16 protein-coding genes are annotated in these 18591 nt (G+C 60.4%); 9 read left to right on the forward strand and 7 right to left on the reverse strand.

The features are described 5' to 3' along the window. Positions 1 to 6: 6 nt before the first annotated feature. Positions 7 to 1284, reverse strand: a complete 1278-nt coding sequence (locus tag AB7M26_RS01965) for an acetyl-CoA C-acetyltransferase (RefSeq protein WP_123500950.1) — start codon at positions 1282 to 1284, stop codon at positions 7 to 9. 266 nt (positions 1285 to 1550) lie between these two features. Between AB7M26_RS01965 and AB7M26_RS01970 the strand changes: the two genes are divergently transcribed. Then, positions 1551 to 2903 (forward strand): 3-oxoacyl-ACP reductase, encoded by a 1353-nt coding sequence (locus AB7M26_RS01970; protein ID WP_123500948.1) that lies wholly within the window; start codon positions 1551 to 1553, stop codon positions 2901 to 2903. A gap of 2 nt (positions 2904 to 2905) precedes the next feature. Beyond that, entirely contained in the window at positions 2906 to 3760 is an 855-nt protein-coding gene (locus AB7M26_RS01975) for a MaoC family dehydratase (RefSeq protein ID WP_123500946.1), read from the forward strand. Positions 3761 to 3903: 143 nt separating this feature from the next. Here AB7M26_RS01975 and AB7M26_RS01980 read toward each other — a convergent pair whose 3' ends face one another. Further along, positions 3904 to 4314, reverse strand: coding sequence for a response regulator (locus AB7M26_RS01980; protein ID WP_123500944.1), 411 nt, complete (start codon positions 4312 to 4314; stop codon positions 3904 to 3906). Between the two features lie 69 nt (positions 4315 to 4383). Continuing rightward, entirely contained in the window at positions 4384 to 4593 is a 210-nt protein-coding gene (locus AB7M26_RS01985; RefSeq protein ID WP_123500942.1) for a Flp family type IVb pilin, read from the reverse strand. A gap of 326 nt (positions 4594 to 4919) precedes the next feature. Between AB7M26_RS01985 and cpaB the strand changes: the two genes are divergently transcribed. The 5 genes from cpaB (at position 4920) to AB7M26_RS02010 (ending at position 10204) form a co-directional block, all read left to right on the forward strand. Continuing rightward, complete coding sequence (gene cpaB, locus AB7M26_RS01990) at positions 4920 to 5849, forward strand: Flp pilus assembly protein CpaB (protein ID WP_123500940.1); 930 nt, start codon at positions 4920 to 4922, stop codon at positions 5847 to 5849. Between the two features lie 89 nt (positions 5850 to 5938). Then, complete coding sequence (locus tag AB7M26_RS01995; RefSeq protein WP_123500938.1) at positions 5939 to 7144, forward strand: AAA family ATPase; 1206 nt, start codon at positions 5939 to 5941, stop codon at positions 7142 to 7144. Continuing rightward, positions 7141 to 8421 (forward strand): CpaF family protein, encoded by a 1281-nt coding sequence (locus AB7M26_RS02000; protein WP_123500936.1) that lies wholly within the window; start codon positions 7141 to 7143, stop codon positions 8419 to 8421. Before AB7M26_RS01995 ends, AB7M26_RS02000 begins: the two co-directional genes overlap by 4 nt. Before the next feature lie 11 nt (positions 8422 to 8432). Further along, a complete protein-coding gene (locus AB7M26_RS02005; RefSeq protein WP_123500934.1) occupies positions 8433 to 9317 on the forward strand; it encodes a type II secretion system F family protein in 885 nt (294 codons plus the stop codon). After that, positions 9314 to 10204, forward strand: a complete 891-nt coding sequence (locus AB7M26_RS02010; protein ID WP_123500932.1) for a type II secretion system F family protein — start codon at positions 9314 to 9316, stop codon at positions 10202 to 10204. Before AB7M26_RS02005 ends, AB7M26_RS02010 begins: the two co-directional genes overlap by 4 nt. A 160-nt stretch (positions 10205 to 10364) precedes the next feature. Here the strand turns inward: AB7M26_RS02010 and AB7M26_RS02015 are convergent, their stop codons facing one another. The 3 genes from AB7M26_RS02015 to AB7M26_RS02025 all read right to left on the reverse strand — a co-directional run bounded on the left by AB7M26_RS02015 (position 10365) and on the right by AB7M26_RS02025 (position 13121). Next, positions 10365 to 10742 (reverse strand): DUF6124 family protein, encoded by a 378-nt coding sequence (locus AB7M26_RS02015; protein WP_123500930.1) that lies wholly within the window; start codon positions 10740 to 10742, stop codon positions 10365 to 10367. 1006 nt (positions 10743 to 11748) lie between these two features. After that, the gene (locus AB7M26_RS02020; protein WP_123500926.1) at positions 11749 to 12537 is read right to left on the reverse strand and encodes a response regulator transcription factor; all 789 of its coding nucleotides are present in this window, start codon (positions 12535 to 12537) and stop codon (positions 11749 to 11751) included. A 113-nt stretch (positions 12538 to 12650) separates the two neighbouring features. Further along, a complete protein-coding gene (locus AB7M26_RS02025) occupies positions 12651 to 13121 on the reverse strand; it encodes a prepilin peptidase (protein ID WP_123500924.1) in 471 nt (156 codons plus the stop codon). 75 nt (positions 13122 to 13196) lie between these two features. Between AB7M26_RS02025 and AB7M26_RS02030 the strand changes: the two genes are divergently transcribed. Together AB7M26_RS02030 and AB7M26_RS02035 are read left to right on the forward strand one after the other, a co-directional pair. Continuing rightward, positions 13197 to 13637 (forward strand): TadE/TadG family type IV pilus assembly protein, encoded by a 441-nt coding sequence (locus tag AB7M26_RS02030; protein WP_007907464.1) that lies wholly within the window; start codon positions 13197 to 13199, stop codon positions 13635 to 13637. Further along, entirely contained in the window at positions 13634 to 16402 is a 2769-nt protein-coding gene (locus AB7M26_RS02035) for an ATP-binding protein (protein ID WP_123500922.1), read from the forward strand. Before AB7M26_RS02030 ends, AB7M26_RS02035 begins: the two co-directional genes overlap by 4 nt. Here AB7M26_RS02035 and AB7M26_RS02040 read toward each other — a convergent pair. Then, positions 16372 to 18354: a pilus assembly protein TadG-related protein gene (locus AB7M26_RS02040; protein ID WP_123500920.1), complete on the reverse strand. Its 1983-nt coding sequence runs from the start codon at positions 18352 to 18354 to the stop codon at positions 16372 to 16374. The two genes, AB7M26_RS02035 and AB7M26_RS02040, sit on opposite strands and share 31 nt — an antisense overlap. Positions 18355 to 18591 lie beyond the last annotated feature (237 nt).

Below are 18591 nucleotides of genomic sequence, written 5' to 3' on the forward strand. Positions count from 1 at the left end.
CAGCAATCAGCGCTCGATAATCGCCGTCACGCCCTGACCGCCCGCTGCGCAGATCGAGATCAACCCTCGGCCCTTGCCCGCCGCGTCCAGCAGCTTCGCCAGGTTGGCGACGATGCGCGCACCGGTGGCGGCAAACGGATGCCCGGCGGCCAGTGAGCTGCCCTTGACGTTGAGCCGGCTGCGGTCGATGGAGCCCAACGGTGCGTCGAGCCCGAGTCGGGTTTTGCAGAACGCCGGATCTTCCCAGGCCTTCAACGTACACAGCACTTGCGCGGCAAACGCTTCATGGATTTCGTAGTAATCGAAGTCCTGCAAGGTCAGGCCATTGCGCGCCAGTAACCGCGGCACGGCATAAGCCGGCGCCATCAGCAGGCCTTCGGCACCGTTGACAAAATCCACCGCCGCCGCTTCGCCGTCACGCCAATAGGCGAGGATCGGCAAGCCGCGCTCTTTCGCCCATTCTTCACTGCCCAGCAGCACCACCGACGCGCCATCGGTGAGTGGCGTGGAGTTGCCCGCGGTCAGGGTGCCCTTGGCGCTTTTCTCGAAGGCCGGTTTCAGTGACGCCAGTTTTTCCAGGGTCAGATCCGGGCGCAGGTTGTTGTCCCGGGTCAGGCCGAGGAACGGCGTCATCAAATCGTTATGCCAGCCTTCGGCGTAGGACGCGGCCAGTTTCTGATGGCTTTGCTGGGTCAGCTGATCCTGCTCGTCACGCGGGATGCTCCAGGTTTGGGCCATCATTTCACAGTGTTCGCCCATCGACCGGCCGGTGCGCGGCTCGCCGATGCTTGGAAAGTCGGGCATCAAGTGGCGGGGACGCAGTTGCAGGAAAGTTTTCAGTTTGTCGGCGGTGCTTCGGGCGCGGTTGGCTTGCAAGAGGATCTTGCGCAGGTTTTCGTTGACGCCGATCGGCACGTCCGAGGCGGTGTCGACGCCGCCGGCAATGCCACATTCGATCTGACCCAGGGCGATTTTGTTCGCCACCAACAACGTCGCCTCCAGCCCCGTGCCGCAGGCTTGCTGGATGTCATAGGCCGGCGTCATCGGCGACAACCGCGAGCCGAGCACGCATTCGCGGGTCAGGCCGTAATCACGCAAATATTTGAGCAGCGCTCCAGCCGCCACTTCACCCATGCGCACACCGTGCAGGTTATAGCGCTCGATCAAGCCTTCCAGCGCTGCGGTGAACATCGCCTGGTTACTGGCAGTGGCGTACGGCCCGTTGGACCGGGCAAAGGGGATACGGTTACCACCGATAATCGCGACGCGACGCAGCTGAGTCATGAAAAAGCTCTCCTTCCTGATATTCAATTGTGAACACATACCCCTGTGGGAGCGGGCTTGCCCGCGAAGGGGCCGGCTCATTCAACATCTCTGCTGACTGACACACCGCCATCGCGGGCAAGCCCGCTCCCACAGGTTCTGCGCTCCCCGAAAGTCCCATTACAAACTAACCTGCAATGATCAAGCGTAGGCCGTATCTCGTGGGTCGAACGACTAATTGCCATTCCTGGTCCACACTTTTAACCCCAGCTGCTGGAGCGTGATCCATGTCTGACCGCTATATCGACTTCGCCAATTCGTCCATCGGCCATCGTGTGGTCGGTGCCCTGGGTCTGCCGTCGCCGGTACGACTGGAACGCTGGCAAGCAGGCCGGCTGCGGCCTATCGAGGGGGCGCTGTTGATTGGCGGTGGCCCGCTGGCGGAAAAAGTCAGCACTCTCGCCAACCGCCTGACCGACACGATTTACAGCTACGGCACCGATCCGACCCTGGCCACCGCGTGGATTCCCGGCCACGGCCAGAAACTCAAAGCCGTGGTGTACGACGCCAGTGACCTGGTGCAGGTCGATCAGTTGAAACAGCTGCGCGAGTTCTTCCAGCCGCTGATGAAAAACCTCGACCACCATGCGCATCTGGTGATTCTTGGCCGGGCGCCGGAGACCTTGAGCGACCCGTTCGCCGCCAGCGCCCAACGCGCCCTTGAAGGTTTCAGCCGTTCGCTGGCCAAGGAACTGCGCAGCGGCGGCACGTTGCAGCTGATCTATGTCGGCGAAGGTGCCGAAGATCAACTGGAAGGCCCATTGCGGTTTTTCCTCTCACCCAAAAGCGCGTTCATTTCCGGGCAAGTCATTCGCCTGAAAGCGTGTGAAGCGCAGGTGATGGACTGGAGTCGCCCCTTGTCAGGGCGCAAGGCTCTGGTGACGGGCGCGGCGCGCGGCATCGGCGCTTCGATCGCCGAAACCCTGGCCCGCGACGGCGCCGAGGTAATCCTGCTCGACGTGCCACCGGCCAAGAACGATCTAGAGGCCCTGGCCGCACGCCTCGGCGGGCGCGGCATCACCCTGGACATTTGCGCCGAAGACGCCGCCGCACAATTGATCGAACACTTGCCCGACGGCATCGACATCGTGGTCCACAACGCGGGTATCACCCGGGACAAAACCCTGGCCAACATGACCCCGGAATTCTGGGACGCGGTGCTGGCGGTCAACCTCAACGCGCCGCAAGTGCTGACCAAGGCGTTGCTCGACAGCGGCACCTTGCGCGACAACGGCCGAGTGATTCTGCTGGCGTCCATCAGCGGCATCGCCGGCAATCGCGGGCAAACCAATTATGCCGCGAGCAAGGCCGGGTTGATCGGCCTGGCCCAGGCCTGGGCGCCGCTGCTGAGTGAGCGCGGCATCAGCATCAATGCCGTGGCGCCAGGGTTCATCGAAACCCAAATGACCGCGCACCTGCCCTTCGGCCTGCGCGAAGCCGGGCGGCGCATGAGTTCGTTGGGCCAGGGCGGCCTGCCGCAAGACGTCGCCGAAGCCGTGGCCTGGCTGGCACAACCGGGCACCGGAGCGTTTACCGGGCAGGCGTTGCGCGTCTGTGGGCAAAGCGTTTTGGGAGCCTGACCATGACCACCGACTGGCACACACTCAATAGCGAACCGGGCCTGAAAACGTTGTATGTGAAAGCGGCAACGCGCCGCAAAATCACCGGTACCACGCTGCCCGACCTGGGTTATCACTGCTGGGTCAATGTCGATCCGAAACGCCTGGAGGCTTATCGCAAGGTCTGTGGTTTCGCCGACAACGGGCTGCTACCACCGACGTATCCACACATCCTGGCGTTTGCCTTGCAGATGCAATTGCTCACGGCCAAAGCGTTTCCTTTCCCGCTGCTGGGGCTGATTCACTTGAGCAATCGCATCCGCATCTTGCGCCCCATGGGCGGCGTACACCGGGTGCGGGTCAGCGTGAACGTGCAGAACCTGCAACCCCATGCCAAGGGGGCGACGTTCGATTTGGTGACGACACTCGACGATCAGTTGGGCGTGCTGTGGGAGGCGGAAAGCCAGATGCTCTGTCGCGGCGTCAAACTGGAAGGCGAGCCGGTCGAGGAAGCGTTTGCATCGACGCTGTCGCTGACCGAAGTGGCCCACTGGAAAGCACCCGCGGACATTGGCCGGCGGTACGCCAAGGTGTCTGGAGACTACAACCCGATCCACCTGAGTGCGATCAGCGCGAAACTCTTCGGTTTTCCTGCCGCCATCGCCCATGGCCTGTGGAACAAGGCCCGCACGCTGGCAGCCCTGAGCGATCATTTGCCGACGGCAAACATCGAGATTGCGGTGCAGTTCAGGAAACCGGTGCGACTTCCCAGTGAAGTGACGCTGATGTCCAGCGCGGCGGGGTCCAGCGGGGATTTTCAGTTGATGGGTGCGGGGGAGATTGAGCATATGGTGGGGCAGTGGCGGCCTGTTGCCTGATGGTTCGGTCTGATCGTTCCCACGCTCTGCGTGGGAACGCAGCCCGGGACGCTCCGCGTCCCAAGAGCCGAACGCAGAGCGTCCGTAGAGGCGTTCCCGCGCAGAGCGTGGGAACGATCAAATCTTTTGATCTTGGGCGAAGATCAGGAACTAACCAAATTCCGAGGCTGGGGAAACAAATTATCCAACGTCTCCAACAACCGCACGTGATAAATCGGCTTGCGAAACAAATCCAGCACCTGCAAGCGCAACATATCACTCACATCATCCATATCCGCATGCCCCGACGTCACGATCACCGGTAAATGCTGACGAGCCGTATGCTCACGCAACCGCTTGATCAACGACATGCCACTCTCCTCCGGCATCCGCAAATCAGTAATCACCAGTGCAATATCAGGATGACAAGTCAAATGATGAAGGGCGAGTTTGACCGACGTTGCCGTAAAACAAGTAAAGCCCTCGCCCTCCAGCAACTCGGCCAGTTCCAGTAACGCATCCTCCTCATCGTCGACCAGAAGCAGCTGTTGGCGTGGCAGCGCGGGAGCATTCATAAATAAACACCTGCAATGGACTAAGCGTTGACGTTAGAACCGCCCTGGCAGGTTAGCAAGCTGTCGGCATCAAGCAGGAGGCACCAGCGCTTCCTTGATCACGGTAAACATGTCGGTTACCGCCTCCGAGATCGGCGTCATGAACACCGCCAACGCAACGGCTGCCATACCCGCAATAATCGCGTATTCGATACCCGAGGCACCTTCCGTATCTTTGGCCAGGTATTTGAACAAAATGATTTCGGATTTGATCTTCTGAACCACTTTAGTAAAGGACATGACGTGTCTCCTATGACAGGAGGGTGTTGCACGGCCGCAACATGATTCCCCTATGCCAGCATCAGCATTGTCGGCAAACCCCAGACCAACAACTGTAAGAACCTATTAATACTTAAGTAGTAACCGGTTCACTGACGTCATAAAACAGTGCTTTTGGCTTCAGCCCGTTACTTTTGTCAGATATTTACTGCCCTGTAATGGCTTTTTGCTCTACCTGCGCTACCGTCAAATAGCGAAATAGTTCGATGTTCATAGCTGCCTGATTGCGAAGTCATCTCATTTATAAACTCTTGGGGGCGTTACGCAGCAGGAAAGGGAGAGCCGTCATGAACAGTCGCGTCACCATGGGCCTGGCCGGGCTGTTTCTGGTAGGCGCCATCATTGCCGGTTATTGGGGGCTGGCGTTGAGTCGCCAACCGGCACCCGAATCCGTCGCGCAATCCGGCACGTCATCGGCCCCGATATTGGCGCCGGCAGACGACCCGACTCGCCAGCCAGTGGTTGTGCTGTTACGTGACATCGCGCCGTTCGAGCAAATCAGCGCCGCCGACGTGACGCTGGAGAAACTCCGTACCGCCCCGGCCGGCAGCCTGTCCCGTCTCGATCAAGCCATTGGCCGTACGCCCTGGCGCACGCTGACTGCCGGCAGCTGGCTCAATGATGAAAGTTTCGAAACCGGCGGTGCGCTGGCGCGAATGATCCGCCCCGATGAGCGCGCCCTCGCCGTGGCGGCGGATGATGTGATCAATGTCGGTGGTCAACTGAGCCCCGGCGACTATGTCGACGTCCTGCTGTTTTTGCGCATGGACACCAACAACCTCCAGCAATCGGCCCAGGTCGTGGTCCCGGCGTTGCGGGTGCTCGGTGTCGGCGACCAGTTGGGGCTGATGAACGATGGCCTGCCTGCCAACCCGGCGCGCAGTCACGAGGAGCGACTCAAGCAAGACCAACTGCGCGCCAGCGCTCGCACCGTTTTGCTTGCCGTTCCTGAACCCCTCTTGAGTCGCCTGATGCTCGCGGCTCAAGTTGGGGTTTTGCGCCTGGCCGTGCGCAGCGCCGAGGAAAAACGTCTGAACCAATACTGGGCTGGCAACCGCGACTCAAAGGCGAGCCTGGCCAGTGCCAATCGCGAACTGGTGCAATTCAGTCAACTGGCCTTGAACGGTACACCCAAACCCGCCACCGGCGGCGCAGCACCGCGCAAGTCGAGCGTGGAGGTCATCCGCGGCAATGAAGTCACCCAACAAACGCCCTGAAACCAGCGAGGACGCTTCTCCATGCGCAGACGCTTCACGCGGTACTTCCTCGACAACGGCCACTTCGATAAACGCGGCGGATTATCGCTATGAGCCAACCCCAGAACCTGAGTCAGACGTTCCTCGCGATCACGCGCAACAGCACCGACTTCGAGTGGCTGCAAGGTGCGCTTGCCCCTTTGGGCCGGGTGATCAGCGCCGGTGGCGGCAACCTCGATGAACTCTTGACGCTGGTGGACGTGACCTTCGCCAACCTGGTGTTCGTGGGGCTGGACCGGGAGCATGTGGTGGCCCAGAGCGCGTTGATCGAGGGTGCTCTGGAAGCCAAACCGATGCTGGCAATCGTTGCCTTGGGCGACGGCATGGACAACCAACTCGTGCTCAATGCCATGCGCGCCGGTGCGCGGGATTTCGTCTCTTACGGCTCGCGTTCCAGTGAAGTTGCCGGGCTGGTGCGACGCCTGAGCAAACGCCTGCCGACCGTGACGCCGAATATGCAACAGAGTCAACAGGGTGGCCTGACCGTGCTTTACGGTGCGCAGAGCAATGCCGATGGAGCATTGCTCGCCAACCACCTGGCGCACGTGGTGCAAAAGAGCGGTCAGCAGACGCTGTTGCTGGATCTGGGCCTGCCGCGTGGCGACAGCCTTGCGTTGCTGGGGCTGGAGAGCTCGTTTCATTTTGGCGATGCGTTGCGCCATCTGCGGCGCCTGGACGCGACGCTGATCGACAGTGCCTTCACCACGTGTGACGCCGGGCTGCGGATTCTCGCCTACGCCAGCAACGACGAACCACTGGAACAGACCAGTGCCGCCGAGCTGTACATGCTGCTCAGCGCCTTGCGTCAGCATTTCCAGCACATCGTGGTGAACCTCACTGGCCAGTCGGACAGCGAAGCGTTGCGCACCTTCGTCAGCCATTGCGACAAGTTGCTGTGGTACACCGATCAGAATGTGCTCGACTGCCGACGCAACCTTGAGGTGCTCGGCCGCTGGCGCGAAAAAGGCCTCAAGCTCGATCACGCCAGGTTGCTGGTGGACCGCTATCTGCGCAACGTCGCGCCAGACTCCGATACCTTGAGCAAAAGCTTCGGCATGGAGGTTATGGCGGTCCTTGCCTACAGCCCGGAAGTACGGCTCAACGCCAAGAATCAGGGGGTGAGCCTGTTCGAGCTGGCCCCGCGCGAAAACCTGACCCAAAGCCTGCGCGCCCTCGGTGAACGCCTGGCCAAACGCTCCGAAGACCTGGACAAACCCAAGGCTGGCTGGTTCGACCGATTGAGGGGCGCGCCATGAGCGGCGAAAAACTCTTCGGCGCCCCCTCCCACGGGCCGGCCGGCAATACCGACCACGAAGGCCTGAAACTGGTGCTGCACCGCTACATCATCGACGCCATCGAAGAGTCCGGAAAAAACCTGCTGGAAGGTTCGCGGCCAATGCTGTCGCAGTTCGTCATCGACAAAGTCGCCGAGTACATCGCCCGTCTGCACCTGGCGATTTCCCGTTATGAGATGGAGCGACTGGCCGAGGAACTCGTCGACGAGCTCACCGGGTTCGGCCCCCTGGAGGTGTTGCTGCGTGATTCGACGGTGACCGAAATCCTGGTCAACGGCCCACACCGGGTGTTCGTCGAACGCGAGGGTGTGTTGCACCTGAGCGACCTGCGATTCATCGACGACCATCACGTCGAGCGGGTGATGCAACGGATTCTCGCGCCCCTGGGCCGACGGCTCGACGAGTCTTCACCAATGGTCGATGCGCGTTTGCCCGATGGCAGCCGGGTCAATGCGATCATCCCGCCCATTGCCCTCGATGGCCCGTGCCTGTCGATTCGAAAATTCCGCAAGGACATGCTCAAAAGCTCCGATCTGATGGCGATGCAAACCATCGATCAGGCGATCTTTGAATTTATTCAGGAGGCCGTAGGCAAGCGCTGCAACATCCTTGTCAGTGGCGGTACCGGCACCGGCAAGACCACACTGCTGAACATTCTCAGCCAGTTGATCGCCCCCCACGAACGCCTGGTCACCATCGAAGACGTTGCCGAACTGCAACTGGGCCATCCTCATGTGGTACGCCTGGAAACCCGACCGCCGAATGCCGAAGGCCACGGCGAAGTGAAGGCCAGCGACCTGATTCGCAACGCACTGCGGATGCGCCCGGACCGGATCATCCTCGGCGAGATTCGCGGTGTCGAAGTGGTCGACGTGCTCACCGCGATGAACACCGGGCATGACGGTTCCATGAGCACCGTGCACGCCAACAATGCCCAGGATGCGCTGTTGCGCCTGGAGACCCTGGTGGGCCTGACCGGACGCACCATCGCTGAGCGCACACTGCGGCAAATGATCTGTGCGGCGCTGGACGTGGTGATCCAGTTGACGCGCCTGCCCGATGGCCGCCGCTGCGTCAGCGAAGTGGTGGAGGTCGTGGGTATTCGTGATGACATCTATGTGACCAATACGCTGTTCCGCTTCGACCGACGCACCGGTTTCGGTTTTCTGCGCGAGGCGGTCAACCCCGCCGGCGAAAAGCTGCGTCGCGAATCGGCGCTTTCTCCCTTATCGCACTAAAGGATCACGGCATGCTCAAACCGGCGCTGCTCATCCTGATTTGCCTGACATTGCTGGGCCTGTCGATCCGTTTGTTCTACAACGGTCTGCGCCAGACCGGCATCGATCGAACCCTCGGTCGCTTGATGCAGGGGCAACCGCAACTGGCGGTGGCGAAATCATCCTGGGCCGGCCTGGAACGGGCCTTTCTACGCGCCGGCCTCGGTCGTCCCACCGAGCGCCTGAGGTTGTGGCTGTTGCTCTGGGCCGTGGGCATTTTGCTGGGGTTTGCCCTCGCCAGCTGGATCGGTTTGCTGGCGTTGTTGCTGCTGCCACCTCTGGCTCTGCGGCTGTACATCAGTTGGTGCTACCAGCGCCGGCTCAAGCGCATGATCGAACAACTGCCGCCGTTGCTCGATCACACCGTGCGAAGTCTGAAGTCCGGACGCACCCTGGCCGATGCGGTGCTGGTCGCCATCGACGCCGCCGAAGACCCACTGAAGAACGCCATGGGCCGGGTTCAGCGCAATGTGCACCTGGGCGTCAGCCTGCCTGACGCTGTCACGGACTTCGCCGAACTGTACGAGAAAGACGAGTTTCGATTATTTGCGCTGGGCCTGAAGGTCAATCACCGCTACGGCGGTAATGCCAGTGAGCTGTTTGAGAACCTGATCAAAATGGTCCGTGAACGCGACCAGGCTGCGCGCCAACTGCGCGCCATGACGGGCGAAACCCGCATCACAGCGATGGTGCTGGCCCTGATGCCTGTGGGGCTCGCCGGCTACTTCTTGCTGTCCAATCCGAAATACCTGCTCGCCATGTGGAACAGCAGCTCGGGGCAAATGATGCTCGCGACCGCGTTTGGCCTGCAGGTGGTGGGTTGCCTGGCGCTGTGGCGCATGTTGCGCAGCGTATGAAAATAGCCCTGCTGATCAGCGCACTGTTGTTTCTCGGGGCCACGCTGTTGCTGCTCAGTGGGCTGCTGGACCAACATCGGCGTGCTCGCCAAGTGGCTCAACGACTGGACGGCAAACCGCTGAACGACCATCGCGTCAGTCACTGGTTGCAAGCGCTGGGCGACAGCCGCATCGGTCAGCGCTCGGTCAAACTGGACAACGAAACCCAAATATTGCTCAACCGCCTCGGCTGGCGCAGCGCCCGGCAACGCTCGCTGTTCGCCGCCTGCCAGATCGGCACACCGGTGCTTGCGTTGGTCCTGAGTCTGTTGATCCAGAGCGTGTTCTTCCCGCAGGTGAACAACCACTGGATCACTCCGGCCTTCGCCACCGCTCTTGGTTACTTGCTGCCCAAACGCTTGCTGGCCGCTGCCGCACACCGTCGGCAAAAACAACTGGCGATCGAGATTTCGACCTTCATTCCACTGCTGCGCATCCTGTTCGAATCCGGTATGGCGGTGGAGCAGTCGCTGCGAGTACTGAGCATCGAAGGCAAACAATTACTGCCGGCCCTGACCCATGAACTGCGCCTGATACTGACCCGGGTCGATTCCGGCCTGGAACTGGGCGAAGAACTGAACAAGGCCACCCAGTTACTGGCGGTGGACGAATTCACCGACACCTGCGTGATACTTCAGCAATTGATCCACCAGGGCGGCGGCGCCATGAAATCACTGCTGGGGCTCAAAATGCTGCTCGATGACCGGCGCCTGACACGCTTGCAGGAATACATCTCCAAGATGTCCGCGAAAATGTCCGTGGTGATGATGTTGTTTCTGTTCCCGGCGTTGCTGATCGTACTGGCCGGCCCCAGCTTCAGCGCATTGGCCCGGGCTTTTGGTCGTTGAAAAGCACAAGGCCATCCCGTAGGGGCGACCTGTGGCGAGCGAGCTTGCTCGCGCTGGGCTGCGTAGCGGCCCCAAAATCTCTGATATACCAAAGATCTTGTGAGTGCTGCGCACTCAAGCGGGAGCAAGCTCCCTCGCCACAGTTCGCGTCTACAGGGGATCAGCTGTGTGGCGCGGGTTTTGGTACGCCCACGTTATCCAACATCCGGTTCACCGCCAGTTCTGCCAGCATGACGATCTGTTGAATCGCCATCGCCGTGTGCCGGTGCGGCCCTTCCAGATACCCCGCAAAATCACCCGCCATCACACTGGCCTGGGCCAACGATTCACAGGTGTGGGCCAACAGGTCTTCGTCTTTGATATCCGGCGCGACCATATACATCGTGCTCGGCTTGCGGGCCGCGGGGGCTTTGAGGGCGGATGGGTTGAGGTAGTGATCGAGCGCGCGGTTAGCGGCGTCGTGGAGTTTTTTTGAATCAGCAGATTCGTAAGGGGAAACGTTGTCAGTTTCTGGGGGATTCGGGGTTGCTTTGAACATGATTACACCTCTGGGATGAAATGGAGCCACTTCCAAATTGCCGCGACGCAATTTGGGGTGGCAGCTGTACGCGGGTTCGCGGACCGATCCCCGAGGCAGCTCGGCATACCCGAAGGTATCCCGCGCACAGTCGCCATGACACGAAACGACAGACACCCAAAAGTGTTGTGGTTTGGTGGAGCGATTATGCCTCAAGAATCGAGCCGCGACGCCCGGTCGCTGAATTGTCAGCGACGGACAAAGGCTAGAGACGCAGCGTCCGACGGGCAACCTGAAAAACATGTGGGAAGGTTCTGATGTTTTTATCGATCGATAAACATCATTGCCTGTGAGGCAGCCATCGCGAGCAGGGTCGCTCCCACAGTGGGTCAGCGTATGTCTGGGGGAGATTGGTTGGTTGTGAGGGCGCCTTCGCGGGCAAGCCTCGCTCCTACAATTGAGCCGTGTGCATCTGCGAGAGATTGGTCGGCTGTCAGGCCGCCATCGCGGGCAAGCCCGCTCCCACAGTGGAGCGGCGTGCACCCGCCCCTCACCACTCAACAGGCCGAGCGTTAGCTCGCCTGCAGCTTTTGATCTGGCTTTTGATTTTGATCCACCCGCCCCTTCGGGAGGCCTCGTTCCGGTGTTCATCTGGGGATTGGCGCGTAGCGCCGTTCGACGCAGTCGAACTCATCGCATGTAGGTCGTAGCGAAGCAGACCGTAGGGCGATGCCCCCAGATGGATACCGGAGCGAAGGAACGCCGAGCCTCAGCGAGGGGCCGTACGCTTGGGGCGAGACCTTTTGGTTCCTTTTGGGGCGTTTGCCAAAAGGGACTCGCCGTAAGGGCGAAACCATAAGCGGCCGTTACCGCAGAAATGGATATGTACTCAGTCAACAAAATACAGGTCGGCTGTCAGGCCGCCTTCGCGGGCAAGCCCGCTCCCACAGTTGAACGGTGTATATCAGAGAAAGATTGGTCGGCTATAAGGCCGCCAAGATCAAAAGATTGCAGCCTTCAAAAAAACTCAGTGCGCAGTAAGCCGCCGCACACCAGCATTACCGGGCGACAACGCCAACGCCACTTGCGTGCGGTTATGCATATGCGTCAACCGCAACACCTGCGACACATAAAGCTTCACCGTGTTCTCGGTAATCCCCAACTCACAGGCAATCTGATAATTGGTCTGCCCCTTGCCCACCAACCGCGCCACCTCCAGCTGCCGTGGCGACAGCTGATTGAAAACCGCCGGCATCTCCACCCGCTCCGCCTCACTGAATGCACCATCAGCCGAGTCCGACGAAGACACCGAAGACGGCCCCCGACGAACCTTGTCCAGATCCTGGTACAACTCGTCGATCGACTCGCAAAGGTATTGCAGCTTCTGACTCAAATGCCCCAACTGCAGGTTTTTCTGCCGCTCCTGCAAGACCACTTCCTGGCGCTGCAAACCTTCGAGCAACTCAACCAGATCAATCGGTTTCTGATAGTAGTCGGCGAACCCGGCGCGCAAGGCCTTGATCACGTCCTGCTTGTCGGCGCGGCCGGTGAGCATGATCGCCTCGAACGCCCGGTGTTTGCCGGACAACCGTTGCAACGCCTGGACGAGCTGAATGCCATCCATGTCAGGCATCCGCAAATCACAGAGCACCAGACCGATATCCTCGTATTCACTGAAACGCTCGATCGCCTGCTTGCCGGACTGACAAGGAACACAGCGATAACCATTGCGCTCGATGAACTCGCACAGTTCTTCGACAATCAATGGTTCGTCATCGACCACAAGGACTTTTATTGCCGAGATACGCTTGTTCACGTGTCACTCCAGGCTTGACCGTTCCTGTACCCACTTCCACAGGCTGTACAACAACTGTTTTGAAAGTAGACGCACTTTCCAACTATGTACATAGAACGAGTGGCGCCCGGCAACTAATGCAGCCAGACCAGAGTAAGCAACATGCCCACCAGCACGAACGGCGCAAAGGGCTGCTTTTTTGACGTTCCCGGTCCCAGGTAACGAAGACGATCCCTAAGCCCTTGCCCCATATACAGCCAGAGTCTTGGCGCCAGCAGCAGCCAGAATGCACTGGCCAATCCGGCGCCGATGAAGCCGCCGAGCAGGTGCATACCGTCCGTCGCAAGGCCCAGCGTCGCCATCAGTTTCACGTCGCCCGCCCCCAGGCGTTTCAATGCATAACCGGGCAAGGTGAAGGCCAGGGCCAACAACAAAGCCCAGCCGCCCTGCACCGCCTCGGCCCCCAACCATGTGGTGCCCGTCCACAACAGATACGCCAGCGCCAGTACACCCGCGCCAAGGGTCAGGCCATTGGCGATGTGCCGCTCTCGGACATCCTGTGCTGCGCAAAGCGTCAGCCAGATAAGTAGGACAAAGTTCTGCATCCGGTAAAAAACGTCCGTTTTGGCTGAATGATTCTATGCTGATACTACGTCGTGATGGTCAGGGTAGACGCACTCATGAAAACAGGCCTCCCCCGCAAACAAAAAGGTGCCGTGGCGATTGAGTTCGCTTTGGTGTTCATCATCTTTTTCGCCGTGTTTTATGGGCTGGTGAGTTACAGCCTGCCGCTGTTGCTGATGCAATCGTTCAATCAATCGACGGCCGAAGCGGTGCGCCGCAGTGTGGCGCTGGACCCGAGCACCGCCAATTACGACACCGCCGTCAGAAACATAGCGACCACCGAACTGACCCGGCAACTGGCCTGGATTCCCGCAGCGCTGAACTTCAATGTGGCCACCGACGCCAGTGCCACCTACATCGGTGGCGTGCTGACGGTCACCATCAATTACCCCACCAGTAAACTGAATCAGGTCCTGCCGTTTCTGGTGCTGCCGGGGATCGGCTCGGTGCCCAATCTGCCGGCGACCCTTACCGCCCGCTCGAGCCTGCAATTTTGAGTTCCGGGGACAAACTCTTCGGGCGCCTGCTCAATCGCCAACCGCAGCAGCCCTCGACCAGTGCTGACCCTCCGAGCGTGCAACGTGTCGGTTTGCAGCTGCATCTGGATGACGAAGGCCGGGTGATTCAGCTGACCGGCCCGCTGCGGCATCTGCTGGCGCAACAAATGCCCGGCGCGCAGACACCGCATCTGCTCGATTACCTCATGCCCCATAGCGCCCTGTCGGTCGAAGGTGCACCCGCCGAGTGGCAAGGACAAAGCCTGGACCTGGATTTTTTCAGCCTCGGCGAACAACCGCTGCATCTGCGTGGCTGGGTGCAGCCGTTGGGCGAAAACTGGCTGTTGCAGTTGATCGACATCGGCGACCTGCTGCTCGAACGTCGACAAGCGCGCAGCCGTGAACAATGCCAGTTGCTCGCGGCGCAGGTCAGTGAACAGTTGCGCCTGTGCAGCCTGACGCGCTTGCCCGAGGTGCTGGCGGAGCAACTGCAAGGTCTGGCCCAGCGCTTTCAGATCCCCTGCATCGCCATGGCTTTGCTCGATGAACAGGCCGAGGGTTGGCTGATTCACCAGCATTACGCAGCCTTCGATGCCCCCCTATTGTGGGAAATCGACCAACGCCTGGGCACCGGTCTCGACAGTTTGAATGGCTCCGCCCCTCAGCAACTGATTCCCAGCGAACACCCGCGCCTGCAAGGCATCTTCGGCAATGCCGAAGGGTTCGCGGTGCCTTACCACAATGCCCAGGGCGTGGTGGCCTGGCTGCTCTGTGGTTTCTACCCGGTGCAACAGCGTGCCCCGGATCTGAGCGAGCGCGACTGGTTGCAACTCACCGCCGCCCTGGCCGGCCCGCTGCTTGAGCGCTTGCACGAGCATCAGCACCATCTGCAACTGGAGCGGCTGGAGTCTCTGCAAGCCTTGCTCGGCACCGGTTGGTGGGAGGTCTTCAGTGACAACGCCGAGGTGCAATTGGCGCCATCGCTGGCCGGTACGTTGAACCTTGCGAGCACGCGTTTGCCGCTGCACGACTGGCTCGAACAGATCCACCCCGCCGACCGTGAAGAGCTGACGATTCGCCTGCAAACCTTGCAGGATGAAGGCGCGCCGTTACTGCTGTGCGTACGCCTGCATCGTCCCGACGCGGCACAAACGCCGATCTGGTATCGACTGCAAGGTCAGGCCCTGGGCATCGGCAGAAACCGGCGGCTGGTGGGTTTCATGCTCGACATCAGTGACATCAAAAATCAGGAGCAGAACGCCGCTGCCGCCCATGCCCGGCTGGACAACCTGATCGCCAGTTCACCGGCGGTGATCTACGTGCAGCGCTATGTCGAAGGTGCGCTGCAACCGACATTTTTCAGCGACAGTTTGTTGCCGCTACTCGGTTGGTCGCTCGCTGATTGCGCTGCCGGCGCGCTGGTGGAACGGGTCCACCCCGAGGACCGCGACGGCTATTTCGAGCGCACCCGGCAACTGCTGCGCGAAGGTTCGGTGCGTGCCCGTTATCGGTTACGCGACAGTCGTGGCGATTACCACTGGCTGCTGGACGAAGCCAAACTGCTGCGCGATGACCTCGGGCTGCCGGTAGAAGCTGTGGGCCTGTGGCTGGATGTCACCGAAGCGACCCTGGCCGCCGAGCAAGTAAAACAGAGTGAAGAGCGCTATCGGATCCTGGTGGAAGATTCCCCGGCGATGATCTGCCGCTACCTTCCAGACCTGACGCTGACCTTCGGCAACCGCCCCCTGGCGACTTACCTGGAATGCCAGCCCGAGCAACTGCCGGGGGTGAGCCTGGGCAGCTGGATGTCGCCGGAACAACGCGAAGCGTTCCTCCAGCGGCTCAGTCGACTGAGCCCGGAGTTCCCGGTCAGTACCGCGGAAATCAACCTGCAACTGCCGGGACGGGAACACGCCTGGTGGGTCTGGTCGGATCGCGGGGTGTTCGACGAGCAGGGTCGCTTGCTGGAGATTCAAGCCGTGGGCCGTGACAACACCGAAGTCCGGCGTGCCCAGCAACAGCTCACCCAGAGCGCGAAAATGGCCACCCTCGGCGAAATGGCCACCGGGCTGGCCCATGAAATCAATCAGCCGCTGAATGTGATGCGCATGGCCATCGTCAATGTGCTCAAGCGCCTGAGCAATGGTGATGCGCAAATCGATTACCTGACAGACAAACTCAACCGCATCGACGCACAAGTCCAGCGCGCCGCGCGGGTGGTGGATCACATGCGGGTATTCGGTCGGCGCTCGGAGATCGAGCAACACCCGTTCAATCCGGCGCAAGCCATCGAAGGCACGCTGTCTCTGCTGTCCGAAGGCATGCGCGGCAAAGGGGTCGAGCTGCGGGTCAGCGAGACCGGATTTGAGGTACAGGTGCGCGGTTACGTCGATCAACTGGAACAGGTGTTGATCAATCTAATGGTCAATGCAAGGGATGCGCTGCTGAGTAAGCGCGAGGCCGACCGGGAGTTCAAACCGTGGATCTCGGTGTACGCCGAACGTGATGAATACTCGGTGCGACTGTGGGTCGAGGACAACGGCGGCGGTATCGATCCACGGCTGCTGGAGCGGATTTTCGAACCGTTCTTCACCACCAAACCGGTGGGTGTCGGCACCGGGCTCGGGTTGTCGGTGAGTTACGGCATCGTCGCAAACATGGGCGGTAAGTTGAGTGTAAGAAACTCGACCGAGGGCGCGCGGTTTTGTATCGAGTTGCCGATTGCCACAGACGATCAGATCACCAGCGTCGCGCGCCCCGAGTGACAGCTGAGGTTGGCGCCGACGTCGACCTTGTTCAAATCGATCCCCAGGCTTAACAGCAAGGTGTTGATCAAGCTGTCGAGCAACGGGCTGAGCACGCTGTTGATCGCGCTGACCAGCAAGGTAGTGACGCTGCTCAGGATCGTCCCCAGACCGCTGACGAGACTGCCCGACGGGCCATACATGTCCACGTGAATATTAAGCGGGGTATTGAGCAGACTGCTGACGATGCTGCTGGTGGTGAATGAGTAGTAGAACGGTGGCTGATTGATTTCCGGCAGGCTGCTGGCCGGTGGTGCGGAGTACACGTGGGAAATGTTGGCGTTCGCCGCCACGCTGGTGTCGGCCACGATATCGATGCCGCCACCGACGCCGGGCACCCGCGGATCGCAGGTAATGGGCAAAAACAGAATCCGGTGACAGGTTTTGATCCCGATATCGATCACCTTCAACGGCTGCACCGTGACCGCCGGCGGTGTGGTGTTGCTGCCGAACATGCTGGCCGCATCGATCCGGCCGATTTTCAGGTTCACCAGCGACGTACTGGTGTTGGTGGTCAGGGTTTTGTTGGTGTTACTGACGCAGCTGTAGGCCGTGACGTAACTGCTGGCGCTGGCGACCTCCAGCGCCACGTCGAGCCGTATCGGCCCCGGCAACACGATGATGTCGGGTGTCTGGCAGGGTACGCCCAAGGCACACGTCAGTGAATTGAGCACCGCCACCAGGTTGAGATTGAGCAAGGCGTTTAGGGTGTTGGTCAGCGGTCCTGCCAGATCGGTTACCGCATTGACCAGCGCCACGATGGCGTCGAGTGCCGGCAAGTCGATCGACAGCAATGTGCGAACCTGCGCGGTTCTCACGTAGATCCGATTGGGGCCCAGTGGATCCAGCGCCGCGTTTTTCGGGTTGCCGATTGCCGAGAGTTGCGGCGGCTCCAGGACCTGCACTCGAGCCGTGATTTGCGCCAGCCCCGCCAGATTGATCGGTAGCGTCGCCACCAGACCGTTTTTCTTGTTGGCCAGTTGCACGATGCCTTCGATCAGGTTGAACACGCTCACGTTAGTCGCCAACGCCGACATGTTGCTGCCATTCTCGACGTGCAACAAATTGCCCAGCACCACGGTCGTGGAGCCTGCGGCAACCTTGAGTGCTTGCAGACCGACGATGGTCGCCGTCGCGCCGAGAGTGCCGCCGGGGTCCAGCACGTTGACGGCGGTCTGGATCAACTGGCTGACGGCCACCGAAGTGCCCAACACCTGGCTATACCCGGCAGCGTTGACGCCGAGGTCTACCTTCAGTCGATCGAGGTAACCGAGCAGGCTGATATTGCTGTTCAGCAACCCCTCCCAACCCGCCACGGAGAGGTTCAGACTGCCGCCCAACAAACCACCGAACAACGCATTAAGGGTGGCCGACTTGCTGGTATCGATAGTCAGCACCGTACTGCGAATGGTCAGCGATGCCAGCGGAGGTGGCAACGCTGCGACGGCGGTCGCGGTCAGGTTGAGGGTCGCACCGGCTGGAGCACCGCCGAACACGGCACCAATACCACCGGCAAAACTCTGCAGGATCGAATGGCTGACGGTCACCCGAATGGCTTCGCTGCTGCTCGGATCAGCCGTAAAAACCCGAAGATTATTGGCGTCCAGACTCAAGGTGCCACAGGCTACCGCCAAGCTGCGGGTGGAGTCAGGAAGGGAGAAGTTGTTGCGGTTGGCACTGGCGGTGGCATAGACGGTAGCGGTGGCACCCACGGCGCAATCACCGTTGCGCGTGGCAGCCTCCAGCGCGGCCATATCCGCCACCCGTTGCAAGCTGCGTTTTTCCAGGTACAGGCGGCCGCTATCGACCACGACCAGCAAGAACACCAAGGCCATGCCCAGGGTCAGCACCGCCATCAAACCGATCGCTCCCCGTTGCCGGGCCGGGCTACGAAACTGCAAGCAGGGAGACATGGCGCACTCCTTTGCCGGCGCACTGGCGAGGGTTACCTCCATTGGTGAGAAGCAGTGTAGACAAGGGTTGGCCAGATTGCTGGCAACTCGCCATCCAAGACAACAAAAACTCAATGTGGGAGGGCAATGCTGTTTACAAAAGAGAGTCTTGAATCAGAGAAACCTGTGGCGAGGGAGCTTGCTCCCGCTTGAGTGCGTAGCGCTCACAAAAATCGGCAGTGGTTGTCAGATTTTTGG

It is taken from the genome of Pseudomonas sp. F-14 TE3482, from assembly GCF_053629455.1.